At 74.8% G+C, this 19,630-nt stretch carries 18 protein-coding genes; 6 read left to right on the plus strand and 12 right to left on the minus strand.

The annotated features are described in order from the left end of the window. Positions 1–288 precede the first annotated feature (288 nt). Entirely contained in the window at positions 289–1,080 is a 792-nt protein-coding gene (locus KSE_RS02005) for a DUF6777 domain-containing protein (RefSeq protein WP_148283047.1), read from the minus strand. Positions 1,081–2,303: 1,223 nt separating this feature from the next. Here KSE_RS02005 and KSE_RS02010 point away from each other — a divergent pair. Further along, positions 2,304–3,596: a streptophobe family protein gene (locus tag KSE_RS02010; protein ID WP_063747454.1), complete on the plus strand. Its 1,293-nt coding sequence runs from the start codon at positions 2,304–2,306 to the stop codon at positions 3,594–3,596. 70 nt (positions 3,597–3,666) lie between these two features. Here KSE_RS02010 and KSE_RS02015 read toward each other — a convergent pair whose 3' ends face one another. The 4 genes from KSE_RS02015 to KSE_RS02030 all read right to left on the minus strand — a co-directional run bounded on the left by KSE_RS02015 (position 3,667) and on the right by KSE_RS02030 (position 9,604). Further along, positions 3,667–5,529, minus strand: a complete 1,863-nt coding sequence (locus tag KSE_RS02015) for a M1 family aminopeptidase (RefSeq protein WP_014133586.1) — start codon at positions 5,527–5,529, stop codon at positions 3,667–3,669. Between the two features lie 136 nt (positions 5,530–5,665). After that, positions 5,666–6,673: a serine/threonine-protein kinase gene (locus KSE_RS02020; protein WP_014133587.1), complete on the minus strand. Its 1,008-nt coding sequence runs from the start codon at positions 6,671–6,673 to the stop codon at positions 5,666–5,668. Between the two features lie 3 nt (positions 6,674–6,676). Continuing rightward, positions 6,677–7,219, minus strand: coding sequence for a hypothetical protein (locus KSE_RS02025; RefSeq protein WP_014133588.1), 543 nt, complete (start codon positions 7,217–7,219; stop codon positions 6,677–6,679). A 3-nt stretch (positions 7,220–7,222) separates the two neighbouring features. Next, on the minus strand, positions 7,223–9,604 hold the full coding sequence (locus tag KSE_RS02030) for an FHA domain-containing protein (RefSeq protein WP_014133589.1): 2,382 nt from the start codon (positions 9,602–9,604) through the stop codon (positions 7,223–7,225). 145 nt (positions 9,605–9,749) lie between these two features. Here KSE_RS02030 and KSE_RS02035 point away from each other — a divergent pair, with 145 nt between their 5' ends. Next, positions 9,750–10,028 (plus strand): hypothetical protein, encoded by a 279-nt coding sequence (locus KSE_RS02035; protein WP_014133590.1) that lies wholly within the window; start codon positions 9,750–9,752, stop codon positions 10,026–10,028. Positions 10,029–10,183: 155 nt separating this feature from the next. Here the strand turns inward: KSE_RS02035 and KSE_RS38030 are convergent, their stop codons facing one another. The 5 genes from KSE_RS38030 to KSE_RS02055 form a co-directional block, all read right to left on the minus strand. After that, a complete protein-coding gene (locus tag KSE_RS38030; RefSeq protein ID WP_014133591.1) occupies positions 10,184–10,906 on the minus strand; it encodes a hypothetical protein in 723 nt (240 codons plus the stop codon). Between the two features lie 13 nt (positions 10,907–10,919). After that, positions 10,920–12,599, minus strand: coding sequence for a serine/threonine-protein kinase (locus tag KSE_RS02045; protein WP_081539799.1), 1,680 nt, complete (start codon positions 12,597–12,599; stop codon positions 10,920–10,922). A 264-nt stretch (positions 12,600–12,863) separates the two neighbouring features. Next, positions 12,864–13,172 (minus strand): dsRBD fold-containing protein, encoded by a 309-nt coding sequence (locus tag KSE_RS02050; RefSeq protein ID WP_051738434.1) that lies wholly within the window; start codon positions 13,170–13,172, stop codon positions 12,864–12,866. Continuing rightward, complete coding sequence (locus tag KSE_RS42615; protein WP_014133594.1) at positions 13,169–13,342, minus strand: hypothetical protein; 174 nt, start codon at positions 13,340–13,342, stop codon at positions 13,169–13,171. Before KSE_RS42615 ends, KSE_RS02050 begins: the two co-directional genes overlap by 4 nt. 58 nt (positions 13,343–13,400) lie before the next feature. Continuing rightward, positions 13,401–13,913 (minus strand): HD domain-containing protein, encoded by a 513-nt coding sequence (locus tag KSE_RS02055; protein WP_033258945.1) that lies wholly within the window; start codon positions 13,911–13,913, stop codon positions 13,401–13,403. A gap of 180 nt (positions 13,914–14,093) precedes the next feature. Between KSE_RS02055 and KSE_RS02060 the strand changes: the two genes are divergently transcribed. Next, the gene (locus KSE_RS02060; protein ID WP_014133596.1) at positions 14,094–14,726 is read left to right on the plus strand and encodes a nucleoside/nucleotide kinase family protein; all 633 of its coding nucleotides are present in this window, start codon (positions 14,094–14,096) and stop codon (positions 14,724–14,726) included. A gap of 30 nt (positions 14,727–14,756) precedes the next feature. Here KSE_RS02060 and KSE_RS02065 read toward each other — a convergent pair whose 3' ends face one another. Continuing rightward, on the minus strand, positions 14,757–15,548 hold the full coding sequence (locus KSE_RS02065) for an Fpg/Nei family DNA glycosylase (RefSeq protein ID WP_014133597.1): 792 nt from the start codon (positions 15,546–15,548) through the stop codon (positions 14,757–14,759). A 175-nt stretch (positions 15,549–15,723) separates the two neighbouring features. Here KSE_RS02065 and KSE_RS02070 point away from each other — a divergent pair, with 175 nt between their 5' ends. The 3 genes from KSE_RS02070 (at position 15,724) to KSE_RS02080 (ending at position 18,370) form a co-directional block, all read left to right on the plus strand. Further along, complete coding sequence (locus KSE_RS02070) at positions 15,724–16,485, plus strand: alpha/beta fold hydrolase (protein WP_014133598.1); 762 nt, start codon at positions 15,724–15,726, stop codon at positions 16,483–16,485. Positions 16,486–16,822: 337 nt separating this feature from the next. Further along, positions 16,823–17,707, plus strand: coding sequence for a GNAT family N-acetyltransferase (locus tag KSE_RS02075; RefSeq protein WP_014133599.1), 885 nt, complete (start codon positions 16,823–16,825; stop codon positions 17,705–17,707). A 336-nt stretch (positions 17,708–18,043) separates the two neighbouring features. Continuing rightward, positions 18,044–18,370, plus strand: a complete 327-nt coding sequence (locus tag KSE_RS02080) for a hypothetical protein (protein ID WP_014133600.1) — start codon at positions 18,044–18,046, stop codon at positions 18,368–18,370. Between the two features lie 199 nt (positions 18,371–18,569). Here KSE_RS02080 and KSE_RS02085 read toward each other — a convergent pair whose 3' ends face one another. Next, the gene (locus tag KSE_RS02085) at positions 18,570–19,430 is read right to left on the minus strand and encodes an S-methyl-5'-thioadenosine phosphorylase (protein ID WP_014133601.1); all 861 of its coding nucleotides are present in this window, start codon (positions 19,428–19,430) and stop codon (positions 18,570–18,572) included. Positions 19,431–19,630: the final 200 nt, after the last annotated feature.

The raw sequence follows: 19,630 nt of genomic DNA on the forward strand, positions 1-19,630 counted from the left end.
CCGTGGCCAGCACCTTCGACCGCCAAGGGGCCGGAGGTGCCGTTGTCAGACCCGGCGCCGATGATGTCCGTGCCGGTCGACGACCGACCACACCAGAACGCCGCAACCGAGAGTCGGTACTGACGAGCGGCTCCCCCGACAGCCGCATCGCCACGCACCGCCTCCCTACCGCTGACCGCCCGTCCCGGTCAGCCGTACCCGCCGCACGATCCACACCGACCGTTCAGTCCGTACGGACCGCACGGGCCACCCCGCCCCCGGGAGGCGAGCAACGATCACCGAACCCCGTCACGGGGTACCAGCGGACACGCCGGCGGCCCCGGCGGAACTCGCCGGTCCCGATGCCCCACCGGAGGGAACCCCGGGCGCCGAGCCGGAACCTGAGCCAGCACCGGGGGACTTGGGCGACCCGGACGGGCCGGACGAACCGGACGAACCCGAGTGGCCGGGTGAGCCGGGCGAACCGGACGACGGCCCGGAGGAAGCACCGGAGGACGGTGCCGAGGAGGAGGCACCGGACGGCGCGCCCGTCCCCGAGTGGCTGCCGGACGAACCAGAACCGGACGCGCTCGGCGAGGCCGATCCGTCGCTTCCGCCCGTCCCGCCCACGGGGCGTCCGAACTGACCGCCCGTCGTCTGGTCCACCAGCACGATCTGGGTCACCGGCGCAGCCGCGAGCTGCACCGTCACCACCCCGTCAGGATGGAAGGAGGACCACGCCGTGCCCGTGTAGGTGCCGCCCGTACCGGTCGGCGGTGTCAGCGGGTTGCCGCAGGCGCAGCGCACCCGCGGCACGCCCTGGCTGTCGATCAGCACGGCCGTCCCGGACTGCAGGACGGCCTGGTAGGGGGTGGCCTGTCCGTTCTGGTAGCCGTGGTTGGTGACCCTGGTGTCCTGGCGCAGTACCACGGGGGTCAGCCCGTGCAGGTAGCCGTCGATCTGCGAGCTGTCGATGCCTTCGACGCCGGCCCAGGCGTGGGCCTTGTCGGGGTTGGCGTCGAGGTATCCGGAGAGTTTCGGTACGTCACAGCTGGCCACTTCGCGGGTTCCGCCGTACAGACCGGGCTGGCTGCCGTCCACGGTGCCGCCGGGAGCGCTCGGGCTCCCGGCCGTGGACGGGGTCGCGCCGGACGCGGTGCCGCCGCTGGGCGAGGCCGAGGCGGGCGGGCCGCCGTTGGCGACCGAGTCGGTGAACGGTTCCTGCCCGGAGGCGGACACCGGTTGCATCTCGACGGCCTGGGCGCTGCCGCCGCCACCGGATCCACCGGTGGCGACCACACCGAGCGCGATGCCCAGCCCCGCGACGAGGACCGCTCCGGCGAGTACCGGTCCCCGCCGCCACCACGGCCTCCCGCCATCCCCGCCGCCGTCGGAGGAGGACGCGCCACCCCCGGCGGTGGGCCGCCCACCACCCGGCGGCACTCCACCACCGCTGCCGCCAGCCATCGAACCGCCACCGACCCCGCTGCCGCCCAGCGGCACCCCCACCCCCGCACCCACCCCGTCCGACGACCGTATTCCCCCGGCTGACAGCGGTCCGGAAGGCGGCCCCGCCGGACCTGTCCCGCCCCCGTCCCCACCTCCAGGAGGAGCCGATGATGACGCCCCTGTTCCCCCTGCGGCAGCCGCAGCGCCACCGGCCCCGAACGCGGCCGCGGGCGCACCTCCCGCGACGCTTCCGGCCGTGCTCCCCGGCGCGCTTCCGCTCGGCGGCCGCACCACCTCCGTGGGCCGCGCCTCCGCCGCTGACATCCCGCCCGTACCCGTTGCCGGGCCCGGGCCCGCGTCATCGGAGCGTTGCACCAGCTCGGTCGGCTGCTGTTCCGGTACCCCCTGCGCACTGGTGTCCGCCGCTCCGGCCGCACCGGGCCAGACCACCTCTGTCGGCGGGCCGGCCGTTCCGCCCGCCACTTCGGTGGGGCGGTGCGGCGGCGGGGTCTGGGCACTGCCGTTCTCGTCGTCCGGTTCTTCGGGTTGCCTGGGTGCCGGCTGCTCGGTCACGGGACTGCCTCCCGGTCGGACTCCCCCGAGTCCACGTGCGCATCCCCCATTGTCCGCCCGGCCTGCCGAACCCGCCGCCCCACGGCGCGCACCGGCGACCGGCAGCCCCGCCCGTGGCGACTCGCCGTCCGCTGCGGCCTGTCGGAAGCTGGAGGGGTCGGCCGGTCCGGGTCGGCGCCCGGGGGGCCGTGCTCGAAGGGCCGGTGAGACGTGTGTCTGGTGCCGCCACCCCCGCGAACCCCCGCTCACCGTCCCCGGCGCCCCCGGGTTCCGCGCTCGGCCGGGCTCCGGCGCCCGTCACCGTGCTGCTCTCCGCGCTGGTGACGGTGGTGGGCGCGCTGGCGGCGATGGCGCTGGTGGGTGGGGTCGGCCTGTGGCTGGCGGGCGCGGACGAACTGCCGGGCGGCGGTTTCGGCGCGGTGCTGGCCGCCACGCTGCTGATGGCGCTGGGCGCGCCGGCGCAGCTCGGCGGTGACGCCGCCTTCGTGGCGACGACTCAGGGCGGGATAGCGGCGATGCCGCTGTCCGTGACGCTGGTGGGAGCGCTGGTGACGGCGTACTTGTTCGTGCGGCCGCTGCGGCGGCACGCGGTGGTGAGCGGGCGGCTGCTGTCGGCCCGGGTCCTCGCGCTGGCGAGCTGCTGGACGGTGGCGGTGCTCCTGCTGTCCACGGCGGCGCGGCACTCGTTCACGGTGTCGACGGGCGATCCGCTGCTCGACGAGCTGGGCGGGGCGTTCGGCGCCGCGCCCACGGTGGGGTTCCGGGTGGATCCGGGCCCGGCGGTCGGTTTCGGCCTGCTGTGGTTGGCGGTGGTGGTGCTGCTGGCTCTGGCGGCCTCGCGCCGGGCTCCGCTGCCGACCGCCCTGGTGCGCTGGCACGGCACGCTGCGGCCGACGGTGCACGCGGTGCTGTCACTGCTGCTGGTGTACGTGGGGCTGGCGCTGGTGGGCGGCCTGGTGGCGGCGGTGGCGGGGAACGAACCGCGCGAGACCCTGGCGGTGGTCCTCCTGGGTCTGCCGAACCTGGCCTGGCTGGGGTTCGGGGTGGGCCTGGGTGCGTCCTGGCACGGCCACGTCACGGACAGCCTGGGCCTGCCCTTCCCCCATCCGCTGGCGGCGGTGCTGCGCTCGGGACGGGACGTGACGCTGGATCTGGGCGCGCTGGCGGAGCAGAACGGCTGGGCCTGGCTGCTGCTGCCGCTGGCGGCGCTACTGGTGCTGGCGGCGGGCGCGGCGGCGGCGCTCCGGACGCGTCCGCCGCTGCCGTTGTGGCGGTCGGCGGTGCAGTCGGCGGTCGTCCTGGCGCTGGCGGTGCTGTCGGTCGGGGTGGTGACCCGGGTGTCGGCGGTGTTCGGGCTGTCGATGCTGGGCATGGGCGGCGGGGGCCGGACGGTGCTGGAGCCGGATCTGCTCACCGCCGTCCCGATCGCCGCCGGCTGGGGCGCCCTGGCCGGCCTGCTGGGCGCGCTGCTGGCCCGCAACCGCCGCGCCGCCGCCACCCACCCCGGCACCGGCCCGGGCCCAGGCTCGCCCCCACCTCCAGGCCCAAGCCCAGACCCGGACCCAGGCCCCGGCTCCGGCTCCGCCCCCGGCTGAGAAGGCCCGGGTCGGCGGACGGGGCTCTGACGGTCCGCCGACCGCCAGAGCCCCCTCAGGGCACCAGCGGTCAGCCGTCGATGCGGTGCTGCGTCCAGAAGGACGTCAGGTCGACGGTGGTCGCGGCCTGCGCGGCGGTCTTGAACTCGGCGGTGGTGGAGATCCCGTACCAGTGCGCCGCCGCGTAGTCGTGCAGCAGCTTGGTCATCGCGGTGTCGCCGATGGTGCGGCGCAGGTCGTGCAGGGCGCACTTGCCGTAGCCGTAGACGACTGTCGAGTAGCGGGAGGAGTTGGCGTCCCAGTAGGCCATCGAGTTGCTGATCTTCTCTGCGGAGGACGCCCAGGAGGTGCTGTTCCAGCAGTTGGTGCCGGTCTTGCCGAGGGCGAGGTCGGTGGCGTAGTCGGTGAAGGCCTCGTCGATCCAGGGGCTGTTGTACTCGTCGTCGCCGACGATGCCGTACCACCACTGGTGGCCGATCTCGTGGGTGAGCGCGGTGGTGGAGACCAGGTCGAGGACGAAGCCGGGGTACTCCATGCCGCCGAACCAGAAGTTGTTGTCGATCACGGCGTCGAGCTCGCCGTAGGGGTAGGCGCCGAACCGGCCGGCGTGCGCGTCGACGGCGCTCTTCGCGGTGCTCAGCATGGACTGCGCGTCGCCGGTGCTGATCCCGCTGACCGAGTAGACGTTGATCGCGGTGCCGGCCGCGGAGGTGCCGGAGACCTTGCTGAACGGCCCGGCGGCCCAGGCGAACTCGCGGACCTTCTTGGCGGTGGCGGTCGTGACGGTCCGTCCGCCGCTGCCGGGGGTGTCGACGGAGGTGCCGGTGGCGGGGACGAGCAGGCCGCTGGGGTGGTCGAGGGTCACGGTGTAGTCGGAGGCCAGCGTGTAGAAGGACTCGCCGTTGTTGGTGTACGGGTCGAGGTGCCAGCCGGCGGCGTCGCGCACGGCGAGGACGGGCAGCGCGTTGCCGACGAAGGCGAACGCCCCGTCGCGGCCGAACCGGTCGGCGCCGGAGGGGACGGAGATGGACAGGTCGAAGCCGAGGCTGCCGCTCTGGCCCTGGGTCAGCGGCGCGGGCAGGGTGACCTTGAGCGAGGTGCAGTCGGCGCTGAGCGGGCCGGCGGTGCCGCCGGTGAGGTTGGCGACGGTGACGGGCGTGCTGGGGCAGCTGCCGTGGGCGTTGTCCCAGAGCCGCAGGTACACCTCGGTCAGCGGGGTTGCCGAGGGGTTCCCGAAGGCGATGCTCTGGTGTCCGGTCCAGGTGGCGCCGCTCGCGTCGCTGCTGAGGCTGACGGTGTATCCGGCGGGTGCGGGGGTACGGGTGGCGTCGGTGCCGGGCGGCGGGGTGGTGGTACCGCCGGAGGTGTCGAGCGCGAGGTCGTCGAGCACGAAGCTGGTCTGCAGCCCGGAGTCCTCGACGCCGCCGAAGGAGAGGCTGACGGTCTGTCCGGCGTACGCGGACAGGTCGAGCGTCTTCTTCTGGTACCCGGCGGCGGCGTCCAGGTTGGAGTAGGCGGCGAGGACGGTGCTGCCGACCTTCGCGGTCAGTTTGTCGTACGCGCTGGTCGTGCTGGTCTCGGCGGTGTCGACGTGCAGCCAGAAGCTCAGGGTGGCGTTGGTGCAGCCCGCCGGGAGGGTGACGGTCTGTGCGAGGGTGTCGGTGTGCGCCGATCCGTAGCCGTCCAGCCAGGCGTAGGACGTGCCGCCGTGCGGGCTCTGGCTGCCGCCGCTGGTGATGACGCCGCTGGACGAGGTCCAGGGCGTGCTGCCGGACTCGAACCCGCCGTTGGCCAGTACCTGGGCCGGCGTGCAGGCGGCGGCCTGCGCGGCGGTGGCGGTCGGGCTGGCGTTCGCGGCACCGGCGGCGACGAGCACGGTGGTGCCCAGGACGGCGGCGGCGCGGGTGGCGAGGGCGCGGAGTCTGTCGCTCATGGTGCTCCTCTCGGTCGCCAGGGTCTGTGGGGGCCCTGGCCGAGGGGCAGACTGCCAGCAAACATCCGACTTTGAAAGGTGCATGCCACTGATCGTTACGCCCGGAAACCCGACCGGAACAAGAACGGCGCCCCGCTCAGGGCTCGAACACCGGCCGCGCCCACTCCGGCGGCCGCGGTGGACTCCCCGCCCGGGCCCCGCCCGCGTCCCCCGCACCCTTGACTCCCCCCGCACCCTCCGCTGCCCCCACCACACCCGCGTCACCCGCCGCCCGCAGCGCCGCGACGAACTCCAGGCAGCTCCCGTACCGCGCCTCGGGCCGCTTCGCCATCGCCCGCTCCAGCGCCGCGCCGACCCCGGCGGGCAGGTCCGCGCGCTGCTCCCGGAGGTCCGGCGGCGGGTCGTTGAGGTGGGCCCAGAGCAGCGCCAGGTCGTCGTCGCGGCGGTAGGGCGGGCCGCCGGTGAGCATCTCGAACACGACGCAGCCGAGGCTGTAGACGTCGCACCGCCCGTCCACCGGCTTGCCGGAGATCTGCTCGGGGGCGACGTAGTCGAGCGTGCCGACGAACTGGCCGACGGTGGTGAGGCCGGTCAGCGAGAGCGACTTCTTGGTGAGTCCGAAGTCGGTCAGGTAGGCGTGTTCGGGGTGGTCCGGGTCGGTGCCCTCGGCGATCAGCACGTTGCCGGGCTTGACGTCCCGGTGGACCAGGTCGTGGGCGTGCGCGGCGTCCAGCGCGCTGGCCACCTGGACGGCGATCCGCACGGTCTGGGCGTGGCCCAGCGGCCCCTCCCGGTCGAGCAGGGCCCGCAGGTCGCGGCCGCGCACGTACCGCATGGCCAGGTACAGCACGCCCTCGACCTCGCCCGCGTCGTACACCGGGACGATGTTCGGGTGGTCGAGCGACGCGGCGATGTGCGACTCCCGGACGAAGCGCTGCCGGAAGGTCTCGTTGCGGGCCAGCTCGGGGGCCAGCAGCTTGACCGCGACGGTGCGGCCGAGCCGCAGGTCCTCGGCGCGGTAGACCACCGCCATGCCGCCGCGCCCGAGCACGTGCTCCAGCCGGTAGCCGGCCAGGGTCCGCCCGTCCAGCTCGCCGGGTTCGGCGGCGGCCAGGGACGGCTGCTCGGGCGGCTCACCGGGCACCGGTCAACTCCGGCCGTCGCGGCTGTCGCGACCGGCGCGGACGGCACGGCCCTCGGGGCCGTCGCGGCCGGCGGCCGCGTAGCCCTGCAGCTGGGCGGCGTCGCAGTAGTACCAGCGGCCCCGGTCGAGGTCGAGGAGCCAGGCGTCCGAGCCGTCGAGGACCGCGCCGAGCCGCAGGTCGCGGGTGCCGTCGCGGAACGCCTCCAGGTCGATCCGGCCGGCCGCCCAGTCGTCGATCAGCCGCCGGTAGGTGGCCAGCGAGCGTTCCAGGGCGGCGAGCAGCGGGCGCGGGTCGTCGGTGGTGGCGAGCGGGCCGCCGGTGCTCGGGGGGCGTTGCGGGAGGGTGACCAGCAGCCGTCCGTCGACCCAGGCGCTCCAGCCGTTGGAGCAGACGATCCGGGCCCAGTTGCCGTCGGCCTCGGCGAGCGCGACCGGCAGCAGCGGGTCGAGCGGCACCCCGGCGGCGGCCGGGTCGGGCGCGGTCCAGGTCGGCAGGCCGTCGGCAGGGACGACGTGGGTGGGCCGGAATCCGTCGGGCGGGCCCATGCGCTACCGCCGCATCACGGCGGGTTCGTGCCGGCGCAGCAGCCGGGCGACGACCAGGCCGTAGGCGACGGCCAGCACGACCAGCATGCCCATGTCGAGCAGCCAGACGCCCTGCCGGTGCGCGAACAGCGGGTCGTCGGTGAGCGCACCGGGCACGGTCGTGTGCAGGTCGATGGTGGCGGCCATGGCGCCGAGCGCCCAGCGGGAGGGGACCAGCCAGGACAGCTGGTTGAGCACCGGGACGTGGTCGAGTTGCAGCAGCGCCCCGCAGAACACCACCTGGACGATGGCGACCAGCACCAGCAGCGGCATGGTCACCTCCTCCTTCTTGACCAGCGCGGAGATCAGCAGGCCGAGCATCATCGCGGTGAGCGAGAGCAGCGCCACGGCGAGGGTGATCTCCAGCAGCGGCGGCAGGAAGACCCCGCCGCCGCCCTGCGGTCTGAGCTGCACGCCGATCAGCGCGACCATGGTCAGCACCACCGACTGGACGACGGTGACGGTGCCCAGCACGACGACCTTCGAGCACAGGTACGCCGATCTGGACAGGCCGACGGCGCGTTCGCGCTGGTAGATCGTCCGTTCCTTGACCAGTTCGCGGACGGCGTTGGCCGCGCCGGTGAGCACGCCGCCGACGCACAGGATCAGCAGCGCGTTCAGCGCGGTGTCCTGGTTCAGCCGGCTGCCGGCCAGCGCGTGCGCCATCGCGCCCATCACGAACGGCAGCGCGATCATCACGGCGAGGAAGGTCCGGTCGGCGGCGAGCGCGCTGGCGTACCGGCGGCAGAGCGTGCCGACCTGGCCGCGCCAGCGCCGGGGTTCGGGCGGGGGCGCGGGGGTGGCGTCCGCGGGCAGCGCGCGTTCGGCGGGGGCGAGCGCGCCGGGCCGGTCGCCGGGCCGACCGGCCGGGCCGGCGACGTAGGTGCGGTAGGGGGCGGAGTCCCGGAACTCGCCGGCCCAGTCCCGGTCGGCCTGGTTCTCGAACGCCTCGAACGCCTCCGGCCAGTGCGCGAACCCGAAGTGCCCCAGTGTCTCGCCGGGCGGCCCGTACCAGGCGATCCGCCCGCCGGGGGCGAGCAGCAGCAGCCGGTCGCACAGGTCGAGGCTGAGCACGCTGTGGGTGACCACGATGACGGTCCGCCCGTCGTCGGCGAGGCCGCGCAGCATCTGCATCACGGACCGGTCCATGCCGGGGTCGAGTCCGCTGGTGGGTTCGTCGAGGAACAGCAGGGACGGCTTGGTGAGCAGTTCGAGGGCGACGCTGACCCGTTTGCGCTGGCCGCCGGAGAGGCTGGAGATGACCTGGTCGGCGCGTTTGCCGAGGCCGAGTTCGTCGATCACCTCCTCGACCCGGGCGGACCGCTCCTCGGGCGCGGTGTCGTCGGGGAAGCGCAGTTCGGCGGCGTACGACAGGGCCTTCCGGACGGGCAGCTGGGTGTGCAGGATGTCGTCCTGCGGGACGAGGCCGATCCGGCGGCGCAGCTCGGCGTAGTCGCGGTAGAGGTCGCGGCCGTCGTAGCGGACGGTGCCGCGGTCGGCGGGGCGCAGGCCGGTGAGCGCGTTGAGCAGGGTGGACTTGCCGGCGCCGCTCGGTCCGGCGACGGCGAGCAGGCACTTCTGGCCGACCGGGAAGGTGACCTGGTCGAGCAGGGTGCGTCCGCCGTCGACCTGGACGGTGAGGTCCTCCACGTCGAGGTCGATGTCGCCGGTGTCGACGAACTCCTGCAGCTCGTCGCCGACCAGGCAGAACACCGAATGGCCGATTCCGACCAGGTCGCCGGGCCCGACCGGGGCCCGCCGGACGGCCTGGCCGTTCAGGTAGGTGCCGTTGTGGCTGCCCAGGTCGGCGATCTCGTAGCGGCCGTCGGGCGTGGCGCGCAGTTCGGCGTGGTGCCGGGAGACCGACAGGTCGCCGACCACCAGGTCGTTGTCGGTCGCGCGGCCGATCCGCACCACCCTGGCCGGCAGCGGCATCACGCTGGACGGCGGCCGGTGGGAGCCGGTGATCGCGGTCAGCGCGGACGGGCGGCGGCCGGGCAGCGGGTGCACGGCGGTCGGCTCGGGCAGCGCGCTGAACGTGCAGCGCGGCCCGTCGCCCGGGCTTCCCAGGCAGAGCACGGTGCCGGGTTCGATCTCCAGGTGGACGACCCGGTGGCCGTCGGCGGCGTAGGTGCCGTTGGTGGAGCCGGTGTCGTCGACGATCCAGTGGCCGCCGCCGGCGTGCAGTTCCGCGTGGTGCCAGGAGACCCGCGGGTCGGTCAGCACGATGTCGCCGGTGGGGTCGCGTCCGAGGGCGTACCTGCGGCTCGGGGTGATGACCGTCGAGTCGCCACCGGTTTCCAGGATCAGTTTCGGCGCGGTGAGCGCACCCTCTCGCTCTCCCATACGTCGATGCTAGACCGCGCGGCGAGCACCCGCCCGGGGGGCGGTTTTCGGCCCTTCGGGTGACAGTGGGAAGCGGTCGCCACGGATCGGGTACCTGTGGGGTCGGGACCGAGCGGCCCGTTGGGCGGCGGATGGGAGCGGGCTTGTGAACACCTGGGCAACCTGGACCACTCAGGGCATTCTCTCCGGCCACGGCGGTGTGAAGACCGTCGAGATCAGCGTCATCACCGGGGACCTGACGGTGCACACCATGTGGATCGAGGGCGAGGCGCGGCTGACCGTGCAGTACAGCGGCGCGCTCGACTGGTTCACCGTCGAGGGCAGTCCCGTGGCCGCCGCGGACGAGGCGGCGGCGCGCGAGGTGCACCAGCGCATGGTGGAGGCCGTGAAGACGGGCGGAGGTGCGACCGCTCCACAGGTCTGAACCGGTCAGCCCGCCCGGGCCGCCGCCGACACCCCGTCGGCCGCGACCCGGGTTTCGTGCGCCCCGTCCCCGTCCCCGTCCCCGTCCCCCATCTCCCGACCGCCGTCCCCCGACCGCCCGGCTCACGGACGGTTCACGGGCGGTTCGCGGACGGTTCACGGGCAGGAGTAGCCGAACACCGCCTCGGCAGGGCGGACCCCGACGGGTTCCAGCACCTCCAGCCGGGCGGTCGCCGCGAACTCGCCGCGCCCCTGGAACGTCCACTCCAGCGTCACTCCGGTACGCCGGTGCCCGGCCGCCACGTGCTGGACGACCGGCCCCGAGTCGGTGCCGTCGCTGCGCACCCACCGGTAGCGCACCTCGCCCTCGCCGCCGTCGGTCTCCAGCGTCCCGGCGACCACGGCGGTCCCGTCGCACCCGGGCCCGGCCGCAGAGGTCCCCACCGTCACGCCGACCACCCCGACGGGACGCCCGTACCGGTCCCAGAGCAGGTAGCCGAGCAGCGCGAGCAGCAGCGCCAACGGCACCAGCAGCCACCGGTCCCACCGCCGCGACGGCGCCACCGCGACCGCCTCCCCGCGCCACACCGCCGCCGCCCCGGGCGGCACCCCGGGCCCGAACCGCCGCAGCCCGCCCTCCGGCGCGGAAGCGGGTGCGGACGGGGGCACGGGCGCGGGCGCGGGCAGCGTCTCCACCGGATCGAGCCGGACGGTCTGCTCGGCATCGGGCGACGGAACGGCCGGGCGGAGCTGGACGGTGCGCAGGTCGCCCCGCGGAGCGGCGGGCCGCAGCTCGACGGTCGGGTCGGGCAGAGCGGGCGGGGCGGGCCTGCGAACGGGGCCGAGTCGGAAGCCGGGGTCGGGAGGCAGCTCTGTCATCGTGTCTCTCCTCCTAGCCCACCGGGCACATGAGGGTCTTGGTGAGGGTCACCGGCCCGCCGGCGGCAGCCGGCGTGGTGGTCACGCTCGCGCTCACGTCGTAGAAGCCGCCCCGGCCCGGGCAGCTGAACGTGTGCTGCTGCGTCACGGTCACCGTCCCTCGCGGGCCGGCCTGGACCTGCACGGGGGCGTCGGACTTGGCGGCGCCCGCGATGTCGGTCCAGGTGAACGTCATCGTCACTCCGCTGCTCCCGGCGGGCTGCACCGAGACCGGGACCCTGACCGTCAGGGTGTACCCGTCGAGGCTGCCGGTGGGCTGTCCCGTTCGAACGGTGACCGGCGGCGCGGTGCTGGGCGTCGGGGGCGGCGTGGGGCTGGGGGTGGGCGTGGCCGTCTGGGTGGGGCTCGGCTTCGGGGTGGGGCTGGGCTTCGCCGTCGGGCTGGGGCTGAGACTCGGGCTCGGGCTGGGGGTCGGGTCGGGTGACGTGCTCGGGCCGGGGTCGTCGGTGGGCGGGGCCGACGGCGGTGGGCTCGGCGGGGCCTCGGCCGTCGGGGCGGCGGCGGGCCGGACGCTGGTGGTCGCGGGTGGGGCGGTGGCCGGGCGCGGGTCGGCCACGGCGGCGTTCTGCCCGGCGGAGGCGACCGTCGCGAGCGCGCCCGCGACGAGGACGACCGCGCCGGCGGTGGCGATCAACCTGCCCCGGTACGGGACGCGCGGGGCGGGTCGGGGGGCGGCGAGCACCGTCGTCGCGTACGAGGTCGCGCCGGGCAGCGCGCCCTCGCCGAGGGCGGACGGCAGCAGCAGCGGCAGCAGGGCGACGAGGGCGGCCAGCCGCTTGCGTCCGCGTTCCTCCCAGTCCGCTCCGTAGGCGGCGCCGGCCGCCGCCTCCAGTTCGCCGACCAGGGCTTCCGCGCCCGGGGGCCGCTGTTCGGGGGTCTTGGCGAGTCCGGCGCGGATAAGCGGGCGGAGGGCCTCGGGCGCCTGGGTGTCGGGGATCTCGGCTTCGGTGTGCTGGACGGCGAGTTCCATCAGCGTGGTGCCGGCGTAGGGCTTGGCGCCGGTGAGGCACTCGAAGAAGGTCGCGGTGGCGGCGTACACGTCGGTGGCCGGGGAGGCGGGGCGGCCGGCCCACTGCTCGGGGGCCATGTAGGCGGGCGTGCCGGCGACGGTGCCGCCCGCGCCGTCGCGGACCGCGATGCCGAAGTCGACGAGTTTCGACTCGCCGTCCGCCGTGACCAGCACGTTCCCCGGCTTGTAGTCGCGGTGCACGACACCGGCCCGGTGCGCGGCGGCCAGGCCGAGCAGCGACCCCTTGAGGACGGCCAGGGCCGCCTCTGGACCGGTGCCGCCCTCGGCGCGCAGCAGGTCGCGGAGCGAGACGCCCTCGACGAGCTCCATCACGATGGCGGCGCCGTGCGGGCTCTCGACGTACTCGTAGAGGCGGGTGACGTGCGGGCTGTCGAGGGCGGCGAGCAGTTCGGCCTCGCCCCGGAAGGCGGCCTGGTCGGGGTGGTCACCGAGCAGGTACTTGACGGCGACGGGGGTGCCGGTGGCGAGGTGGCGGGCGAGGACGACGCGGCCGGACGCTCCGGCGCCCAGTTCGCGTCCGTGCGCGTAGTCGGGGAGTTCCCAGCGGGCGTCCCGCGCGGGTCGGTCGGCCGGTCCGCCGTCCGGTTGTCGGTCGTTCGTCACCTTGTCCACCCCCGGCGTCCCCGTGCTGCGCGGGGCGCCCCGTCCGTCGCCTGCGGGCCGGCGCGGGTGCGCGGCCACCGGGAGTGACGCGCCCCCGACCGGGCGGGTTCCGGTACGGGGGCGGGGAAAGGTCACGATTCGGCTGTTTCGCACACTGATCGTCGGGGTTCCCCGGAAACCCGCCGGGGCGGGTCGCCAGCGGGCCCGGGTCGTCAGCGGGCACTGATCGTCAGCACGCCCGGGGCACCGCCGGGCCCGGGTTCGTCACCAGGCGCTGTCGGGCGGCGGCGCGCCGCGCCGGCGGGCCGAATCGGCGGCCTCGGCGGCGGCGGAGCCGTGGTGGATCAGCTGCTGGCCGAGGGCGGTGAGGGCGCGTCCGACGGCGAGTTCGTCGCCGATCGCCGGGTCGGCCGGGTCCTGGCGGCTGCGGTGCGCCTCGGCCTCGACCTCGATCAGGTTCAGGCCGGTGTCGAGGACGGCGTGCGCCTGGGTGAGGTCGCCGACCTCGACCACCCGGAGCCGGACCGACCACTCGCTGCTGTGCGGTTCGGGGGCCGCCGCGTGCCCGCTCACCGCCACTCCTCCTGCTGCGGGGGGTCCGCGATCCGGTCGCCCTCCGCCTGGGACTCCTCCCACGCGTGCATGGTCTGGTAGGAGGTGATGCCCTCCTCCGGGTCGGCGGCGCGGACGTCGTCCTCGTCCCGCCGGGCCTTCTCGTCGAGCCTGTCGCTCATCTCGGACATCCCGGGCTCCTCGCTCTGGCCCCCGTTCTCTCCTTCCAGCGTGCCCCCGCGCGCGGTCTCAGTCGAGTTCGGCCAGCAGGTCGGGGTTGACCAGCCCGACGACCGTCCGGACGTCCGCCGCCGCGACGGCGGGCCACAGCACGGCGCGGGCCGCCCGGTAGCGCTCGGCCAGCCGTTCCCGGTCCGCGGCGGGGAGCAGCGCGGCGCGGTCGGCGCGGGAGTTGTGCGCGTTGTCGGCGATCTTGACCAGCGTGGCGGCGTGGTCGGTGGCCACGTCCAGCAGCATCGTCCGGTAGTCGGTCCCCGGCCGCCGGGTCACCCGCCGGACGGTCGCCACCACCGCGGCGGGGATGCCGGCGGCCAGCAGTTCCCCGGCGGTGAGCGGGGTGTCCTCCAGCACGTCGTGCAGCAGCGCGGCCATCCGCAGGCCGGTGCCGAACGGCGCGACCCCGGCGGCGACCGCGCGCACGTGCTCCACGTACGGGACGCCGATCCGGTCGTACTGGCCGGCGTGCGCGCGGGCCGCGAGGGCGTCCACCTCGTCGAGGGTCAGGAACGGCGTGCTGCTCATCCGGTGTCTCCCCTTCTCCACTCCGCCCGGAGTGCTCCGTCCGTAGTGCTCTGCTCGTGGCACCTTGCCCGTAGTGCTTCGCCCGGAGTGTTCCACGCGACGTGCCCCTCCCGTTCCGGCGGGGCGGCTCCCGGGGCGTCGCGACGTATAGTCCGGTTGACCGAAGGGAGGGATCGTCCGGTGCGGGTGACCCCGATCTCCCCGGAGCGGCTGGTCGAGTTGCTCGCGGGGCGGATCCACGAACTGGCCGACGACGACCGGCGGCTGCGGGTCGCGTTCGACGGCGCGGCCGCCACCCGGCCCGGCGAGCTGGCTGACGCCCTGGTGGAGCCGTTGCGGCTGCTGGGCCGGCCGGTGCGGCGGGTGTCGGCGGACGACTTCCTGCGCCCGGCGTCGGTGCGCTTCGAGTACGGCAAGCAGGACGCCGACGCCTTCCACGACCTGTGGCTGGACCAGGGCGCGCTGCTCCGCGAGGTCCTCGACCCGCTCGAACCGGGCGGTGACGGCCGCGTCCTGCCCACCTTCTGGGACCGGACGGCCGACCGCGCGACCCGGGCCCGGTACGTGGAACTCCCGCCGCGCGGCGTGCTGCTGCTGGACGGCCCGCTCCTGCTCGGCCGCTGGCTGCCGTTCGAACTGGCGGTGCACCTCGACCAGTCCGCCGCCGCACTGGCCCGCCGCACCCCGGAGGCCGAGCACTGGACGCTGCCCGCGTTCGAGCGCTACCGCGCCGAGACCGAACCGGGCGCGCTGGCCGACCTGACGGTGCGGGTCGAGGACCCCCGGCACCCGGCCTTGGTCGAGCGGGACTGACCTCGGGGAACGGGGAGGGGCGCGGGCCGGTCAACCGGTCGGCGCCGGGCCGTGCTGGCAGCGCGGGCACCAGTACGCGGCGCGCTCCCGGTCGTGCTTGGCGGTGCGGATCGGCGTGCCGCAGCGCAGGCAGGGGCGGCGGGCCCGGCCGTACACCCAGTTCCGGTGGCCGGGTCGGGGGTCGCCGGTGGTGACGTGGCCGGGCCGCAGCCGGTTGGCGTCCAGCAGCTGCCGGGCGCCGTCCAGCAGTTCGTCCGGGTCCGGCAGGTCACCGACCGGCAGCCAGGGGGTGACGCCGGCCAGGAAGGGCAGTTCGTTGGCGTACACGTTGCCGATCCCGGCCAGGACGTGCTGGTCGAGCAGGGCCGCGCCGAGCGGGCGCCGCGGGTCGGCGAGCAGCCGGCGGCGCGCCTCCGCGGCGTCCCAGTCCGGGCCGAGCAGGTCGGGGCCGAGGTGGCCGACCACCCGGTGCTCCTCGGCGGTGCGCAGCAACTGGACCACCGGCAGCCGGTAGCCGACGGCGGTGCCGTTCCCGGTGCCGAGGACCACCCGGATCTGGAACGCGGGGCCGCTGCGCCAGCGCTCGCCGGGCTGGAAGGTCTGCCAGCGACCGTCCATCCGCAGATGGGTGTGGAGCGTCACGCCGCCCTCGAACCTGGTCAGCAGGTGCTTGCCGCGCGGCACCGTCTCCAGCACCCGGCGCCCCGTCAGGTCGGCGGTGGCGTGGGCCGGGACGCGGAAGTCCGACGCCGTCAGCGGGTGACCGGAGAGGGCCCGGTTCAGCTGGGTGGCGACGAGGTAGATGCTGTCTCCTTCGGGCACGCCCTCCATCATGCCGCCCGCCGCCGACACCGCTCCGAGCACCCTCCCGCCCGGTTGCCGCCGTCACGCGCTGCTCCGGCAGTTGCCCCGCCACTGCCCCCGCGCTCTGCCGTCGCGCTCCGCTCGGAGCGGAAATCCCTGGTCAGAAGCGTTTTCGTGCTCTACGGTCGGCGGAATGACGATCACTCACGAGGTGGCTGGAAGCGGCCCCGCGGTAGTCCTGCTGCACTCCTCCGTCTGCGACCGGCGGATGTGGGACGGGCAGTGGGACGCCCTGCGCGAGGCCGGGTACCGCGTACTGCGGTGCGATTTCCGCGGTTTCGGGGAGACCCCCTGCGCGGACCGCCCGTACGACAACCTGACCGACCTGGCGGAGCTGCTGGACGGGCTCGGCATCGAACGGGCCGCCCTGGTCGGCTCCTCCTTCGGCGGCCGGATCGCCCTGCAGTTCGCCGCCCTGCACCCCGGCCGGGTCGGCTCGCTGACCCTGTTCTGCCCCGGCAGCCCCGACCACCGGCCGAGCGCCGAACTGGAGGCGCTGGACGACCTGGAGGTCGACCTGGTCGAGTCCGGCCGGCTGGACGAGGCGGTCGAGCTGATGGTGCGGACCTGGCTCGGACCGGACGCGGACGAGGCGACCCGGGCGAAGGTCCGGGTGATGCAGCGCAACGCGTACGAGGTGCAGCTCGCGCCCGAGACCGAGATCTCCCCGACCCGGGTCGAGGTCGACCTGCGAGCGGCCGTGGCACCCACCCTGGTGTACTCCGGCGCGCACGACCTGGACGACTTCCGGCGGATCGCGGCCGACCTGGCCGCCCTGCTGCCGGACGCCGAGCACCGCGAACTCCCCTGGGCCGGCCACCTGCCCCCGCTGGAGCGCCCCGCGGAGACCGCCGAGCTGCTGCTGACCCGGCTCGCCGAGGTCGCCGGGCGGTAGGGGCCGCCTGCGCTGCCCTCCCGCTTCCCTGCGCTTCCCTGCGCGTCTCTTCAGGTCTCTCCACGCTCGCCCTGGGTTCACTCTCCCGGGTGAATCCGGCTGGCCGGTCGGGCTGCCGCGAGAACTCGGCACCCGGCCGGCCAGACCGTTTTCCGGTGCGCGCAGACCGATCCGCAGCGAGGAGAAACGGTTCGCCATCAACGGGCCACCACGCACTCCTCTTCGAACGGACGGTGCGCGTGGTTCGAAAAAGCCCGTGCACACGATCGACCACTCTGATGTGATGCCGCCTGATCAACCTCTCCCGAGAGGCCGCAGCGACCTTCTGGACGGCACCATGCGCGACACGAACAGCAACAACACTCCCGACTCCGGGCCGGAGGCCGTCCTGGCCCGGCTCGAAACCTACTACGACGCGGTTCCCCGGTTCTCCGCGACGACCGAGGAGCACGGCCCCTTCACCCTCTTCGTCCGCACCGGGCAGGGCTGGCACTACTACGGGCGGCCCGCGCTGAACGGCCCCGGCACCTTCACGGCGGAGGACGTCGAGCGCGTCCGCGCCCGCCAGCGCGAACTCGGCGCTCCCGAGAGCTTCGAGTGGGTGCACGAGACCACGCCGGGCCTGCGCACCGCCGTCGAAGCCGCCGGTCTCAAGGTGCACGAGCACCCACTGCTGGTGCTCGACCTCGACGCCCCGCCGACCACCACCGCCTCGGCCACCACCCCGGCCGCGGCGGACGGCGACCCCGAGGTCCGGGTGCTCGGCGCCGACGACCCCCTGCTGGCCGGCGCCGTCACGCTCCCGCACCTGGCCTTCGCCGAGGCCGGCACCGGGATCGGCGCGGCCGGGCCCGAACAGCTCGTCGAGGCACTGAAGGATCCGGGGACGGACGCCGCGGTGTCCCGGATGGCCGGACGAATAACGGCCGGGCGCACGGTCCTCACCGCGGCCGTCGGCCCGGACGGATCCCCCGTCGCCTCCGGCTGCCACCAACCGGTCGGCGAGGTCAGCGAGATCGTCGCGGTGGCCACCCTGCCGGCCCTGCGCCGCCGGGGCCTGGCCCGCCGGGTCACCACGCACCTGGTCGAACACGCCCGCACCTCCGGAGTGCGGACGGTGTTCCTCTCCGCCAGCGACGACGCGGTGGCCCGGATCTACGAGAGCGTGGGCTTCCGCCGAATAGCCACCGCCCTGATCGCCGAACCGCCCGCCGCCGACTGACCGGCCAACCTCAAACCGGCCGGCCGACCGGCCGGACCGCACCGCCGCCCGGCCGGACCGCACCGCCGCCCGGCCGGACCCGCTGCCTGGCCAGGAGGATCGTGGATCGGCGGTCCCTTCAAGCACCGACCCCGGCGAACCGGGCCCGGGCCCCGGTGACGCGTCGGGGACGGAAGGGCGTCAACTGGCAGGAGCACCAATGGACATCGAGGAGGTCGAGCACGCGTTCTGGTGTTAGAACCGGCGTCCAGCGGGCACATGTGTTGCTACCTGGGAGCAGGGTCGCACCGGCGGGGAAGGCCGGGGCGTGCCTGCCTTGCGGCGCGGAGGTGGTTGATGGACGGACCCGCACTCTCCCCGCGTGAGCTACTGATCCTCCAGCAGATCGAGAGCGAGCTGGGGAGCGATCAGGAGCTGGAGCGCGAGCTGCGCACGATGCGGCCGGCGAGGCTGGCACGACTACGACGGACGCTGGTGGCGCGTCCGTGGATCGTGGTCGCGGTGATCTCGTGCTGCCTGGCCGTCTCGTTCGGGCTGCTGGCACTGGCGGTGGTGTTGAACCAACCGGTCCTGCTGCTGGCCGTGGTGATCGGCTGGGCGGTGGTACTGGTGATGCTGACGGTGGTCGCGACCCACCTGCGCCGGCGCGGGCGGATCCGCTAGGACCGGCCCGCGGCCGAGCCCGGGGGGCTCTGCTGGCAGGACCCCGGGCCGGGCATCTGAACGGTGGACGACACGAACACGAACGTGGACGTGGACGACGCAGGCAACGCGGAAGGACGGAACGGCGAGGAGGCGGGCGGCGCGAGCGGCTGGAACGACGGATGGGAGGACGGGGCGGGCGACGGGTGGAGCAGCGGGGTCATACGCCGGGCAGGCCGGTCTCCAGGTCGTCCAGGGCGTGCGAGCAGATGCAGTCGCGGGCGGCGGGCAGCGACTCCAGGGCCTTGAACAGGACGGTGCGCAGGCGGTCGACGTTGCGGGCGAAGACCTCCAGCACCTCGGCGTGGGTGACGCCCTCGCCGGTCTCGACGCCGGCGTCCAGGTCGGTCACCAGGGCCAACGAGGTGTAGCAGAGGCCGAGTTCGCGGGCCAGGACGGCCTCCGGGTGGCCGGTCATGCCGACCACGGACCAGCCGTTGGCGGTGAACCAGCGCGACTCCGCCCGGGTGGAGAAGCGCGGGCCCTCGACCACCACCAGGGTGCCGCCGTCGACGGGCTCCCAGGCGAGGTCGCGGGCGGCCGCCAGGGCGGCGGCGCGGCCGTCCGGGCAGTAGGGGTCGGCCATGGAGATGTGGACCACCTCGGGCAGCGACCCGTCGGGCAGGATCCGGCCGTCGTAGTAGGTCTGCGCCCGTCCGGAGGTGCGGTCGACGAACTGGTCGGGCACCAGCAGTGTCCCGGGCCCGTACTCGGGGCGCAGGCCGCCGACGGCGCACGGTCCGAACACCTGGCGGACGCCGAGTGCGTGCAGGGCCCACACGTTGGCGCGGTAGTTGATGCGGTGCGGCGGCAGTCGGTGGCCCCGGCCGTGCCGAGGTAGGAAGGCGACCCGCCGTCCGGCCACCTCGCCGACGAACAGGGCGTCGGAAGGCGGTCCGTAGGGAGTCTCGACGTGCACTTCGGTGACGTCGTCGAGCAGGGCGTAGAGACCGGATCCGCCGATGACGCCGAGGTCGGCGTTCGGGGTGCCGTCGGTGCGGGGCGGGTGGACGTCGGCCATGGCTCTCCCTCGGCTCTGTCTTTCGGTCGGTCGCGGTCCCGGGCACCCGGCCCGGCCCGGACTGGGCCGGACTGCGCCGGGCGGAGCGGGTCCGGGTGGGCCCGATCCGGTGTGGTCCGGTCGGGTCCGGCCCGGTCGGGTCCGCGGTGCGCGGGATCGGCGCGCGAGCGGAAGGGCCCGGCCGCGCGCCGCGGGCACGC

The sequence above is a fragment of the Kitasatospora setae KM-6054 genome, assembly GCF_000269985.1.
GTDB lineage: Bacteria > Actinomycetota > Actinomycetes > Streptomycetales > Streptomycetaceae > Kitasatospora > Kitasatospora setae.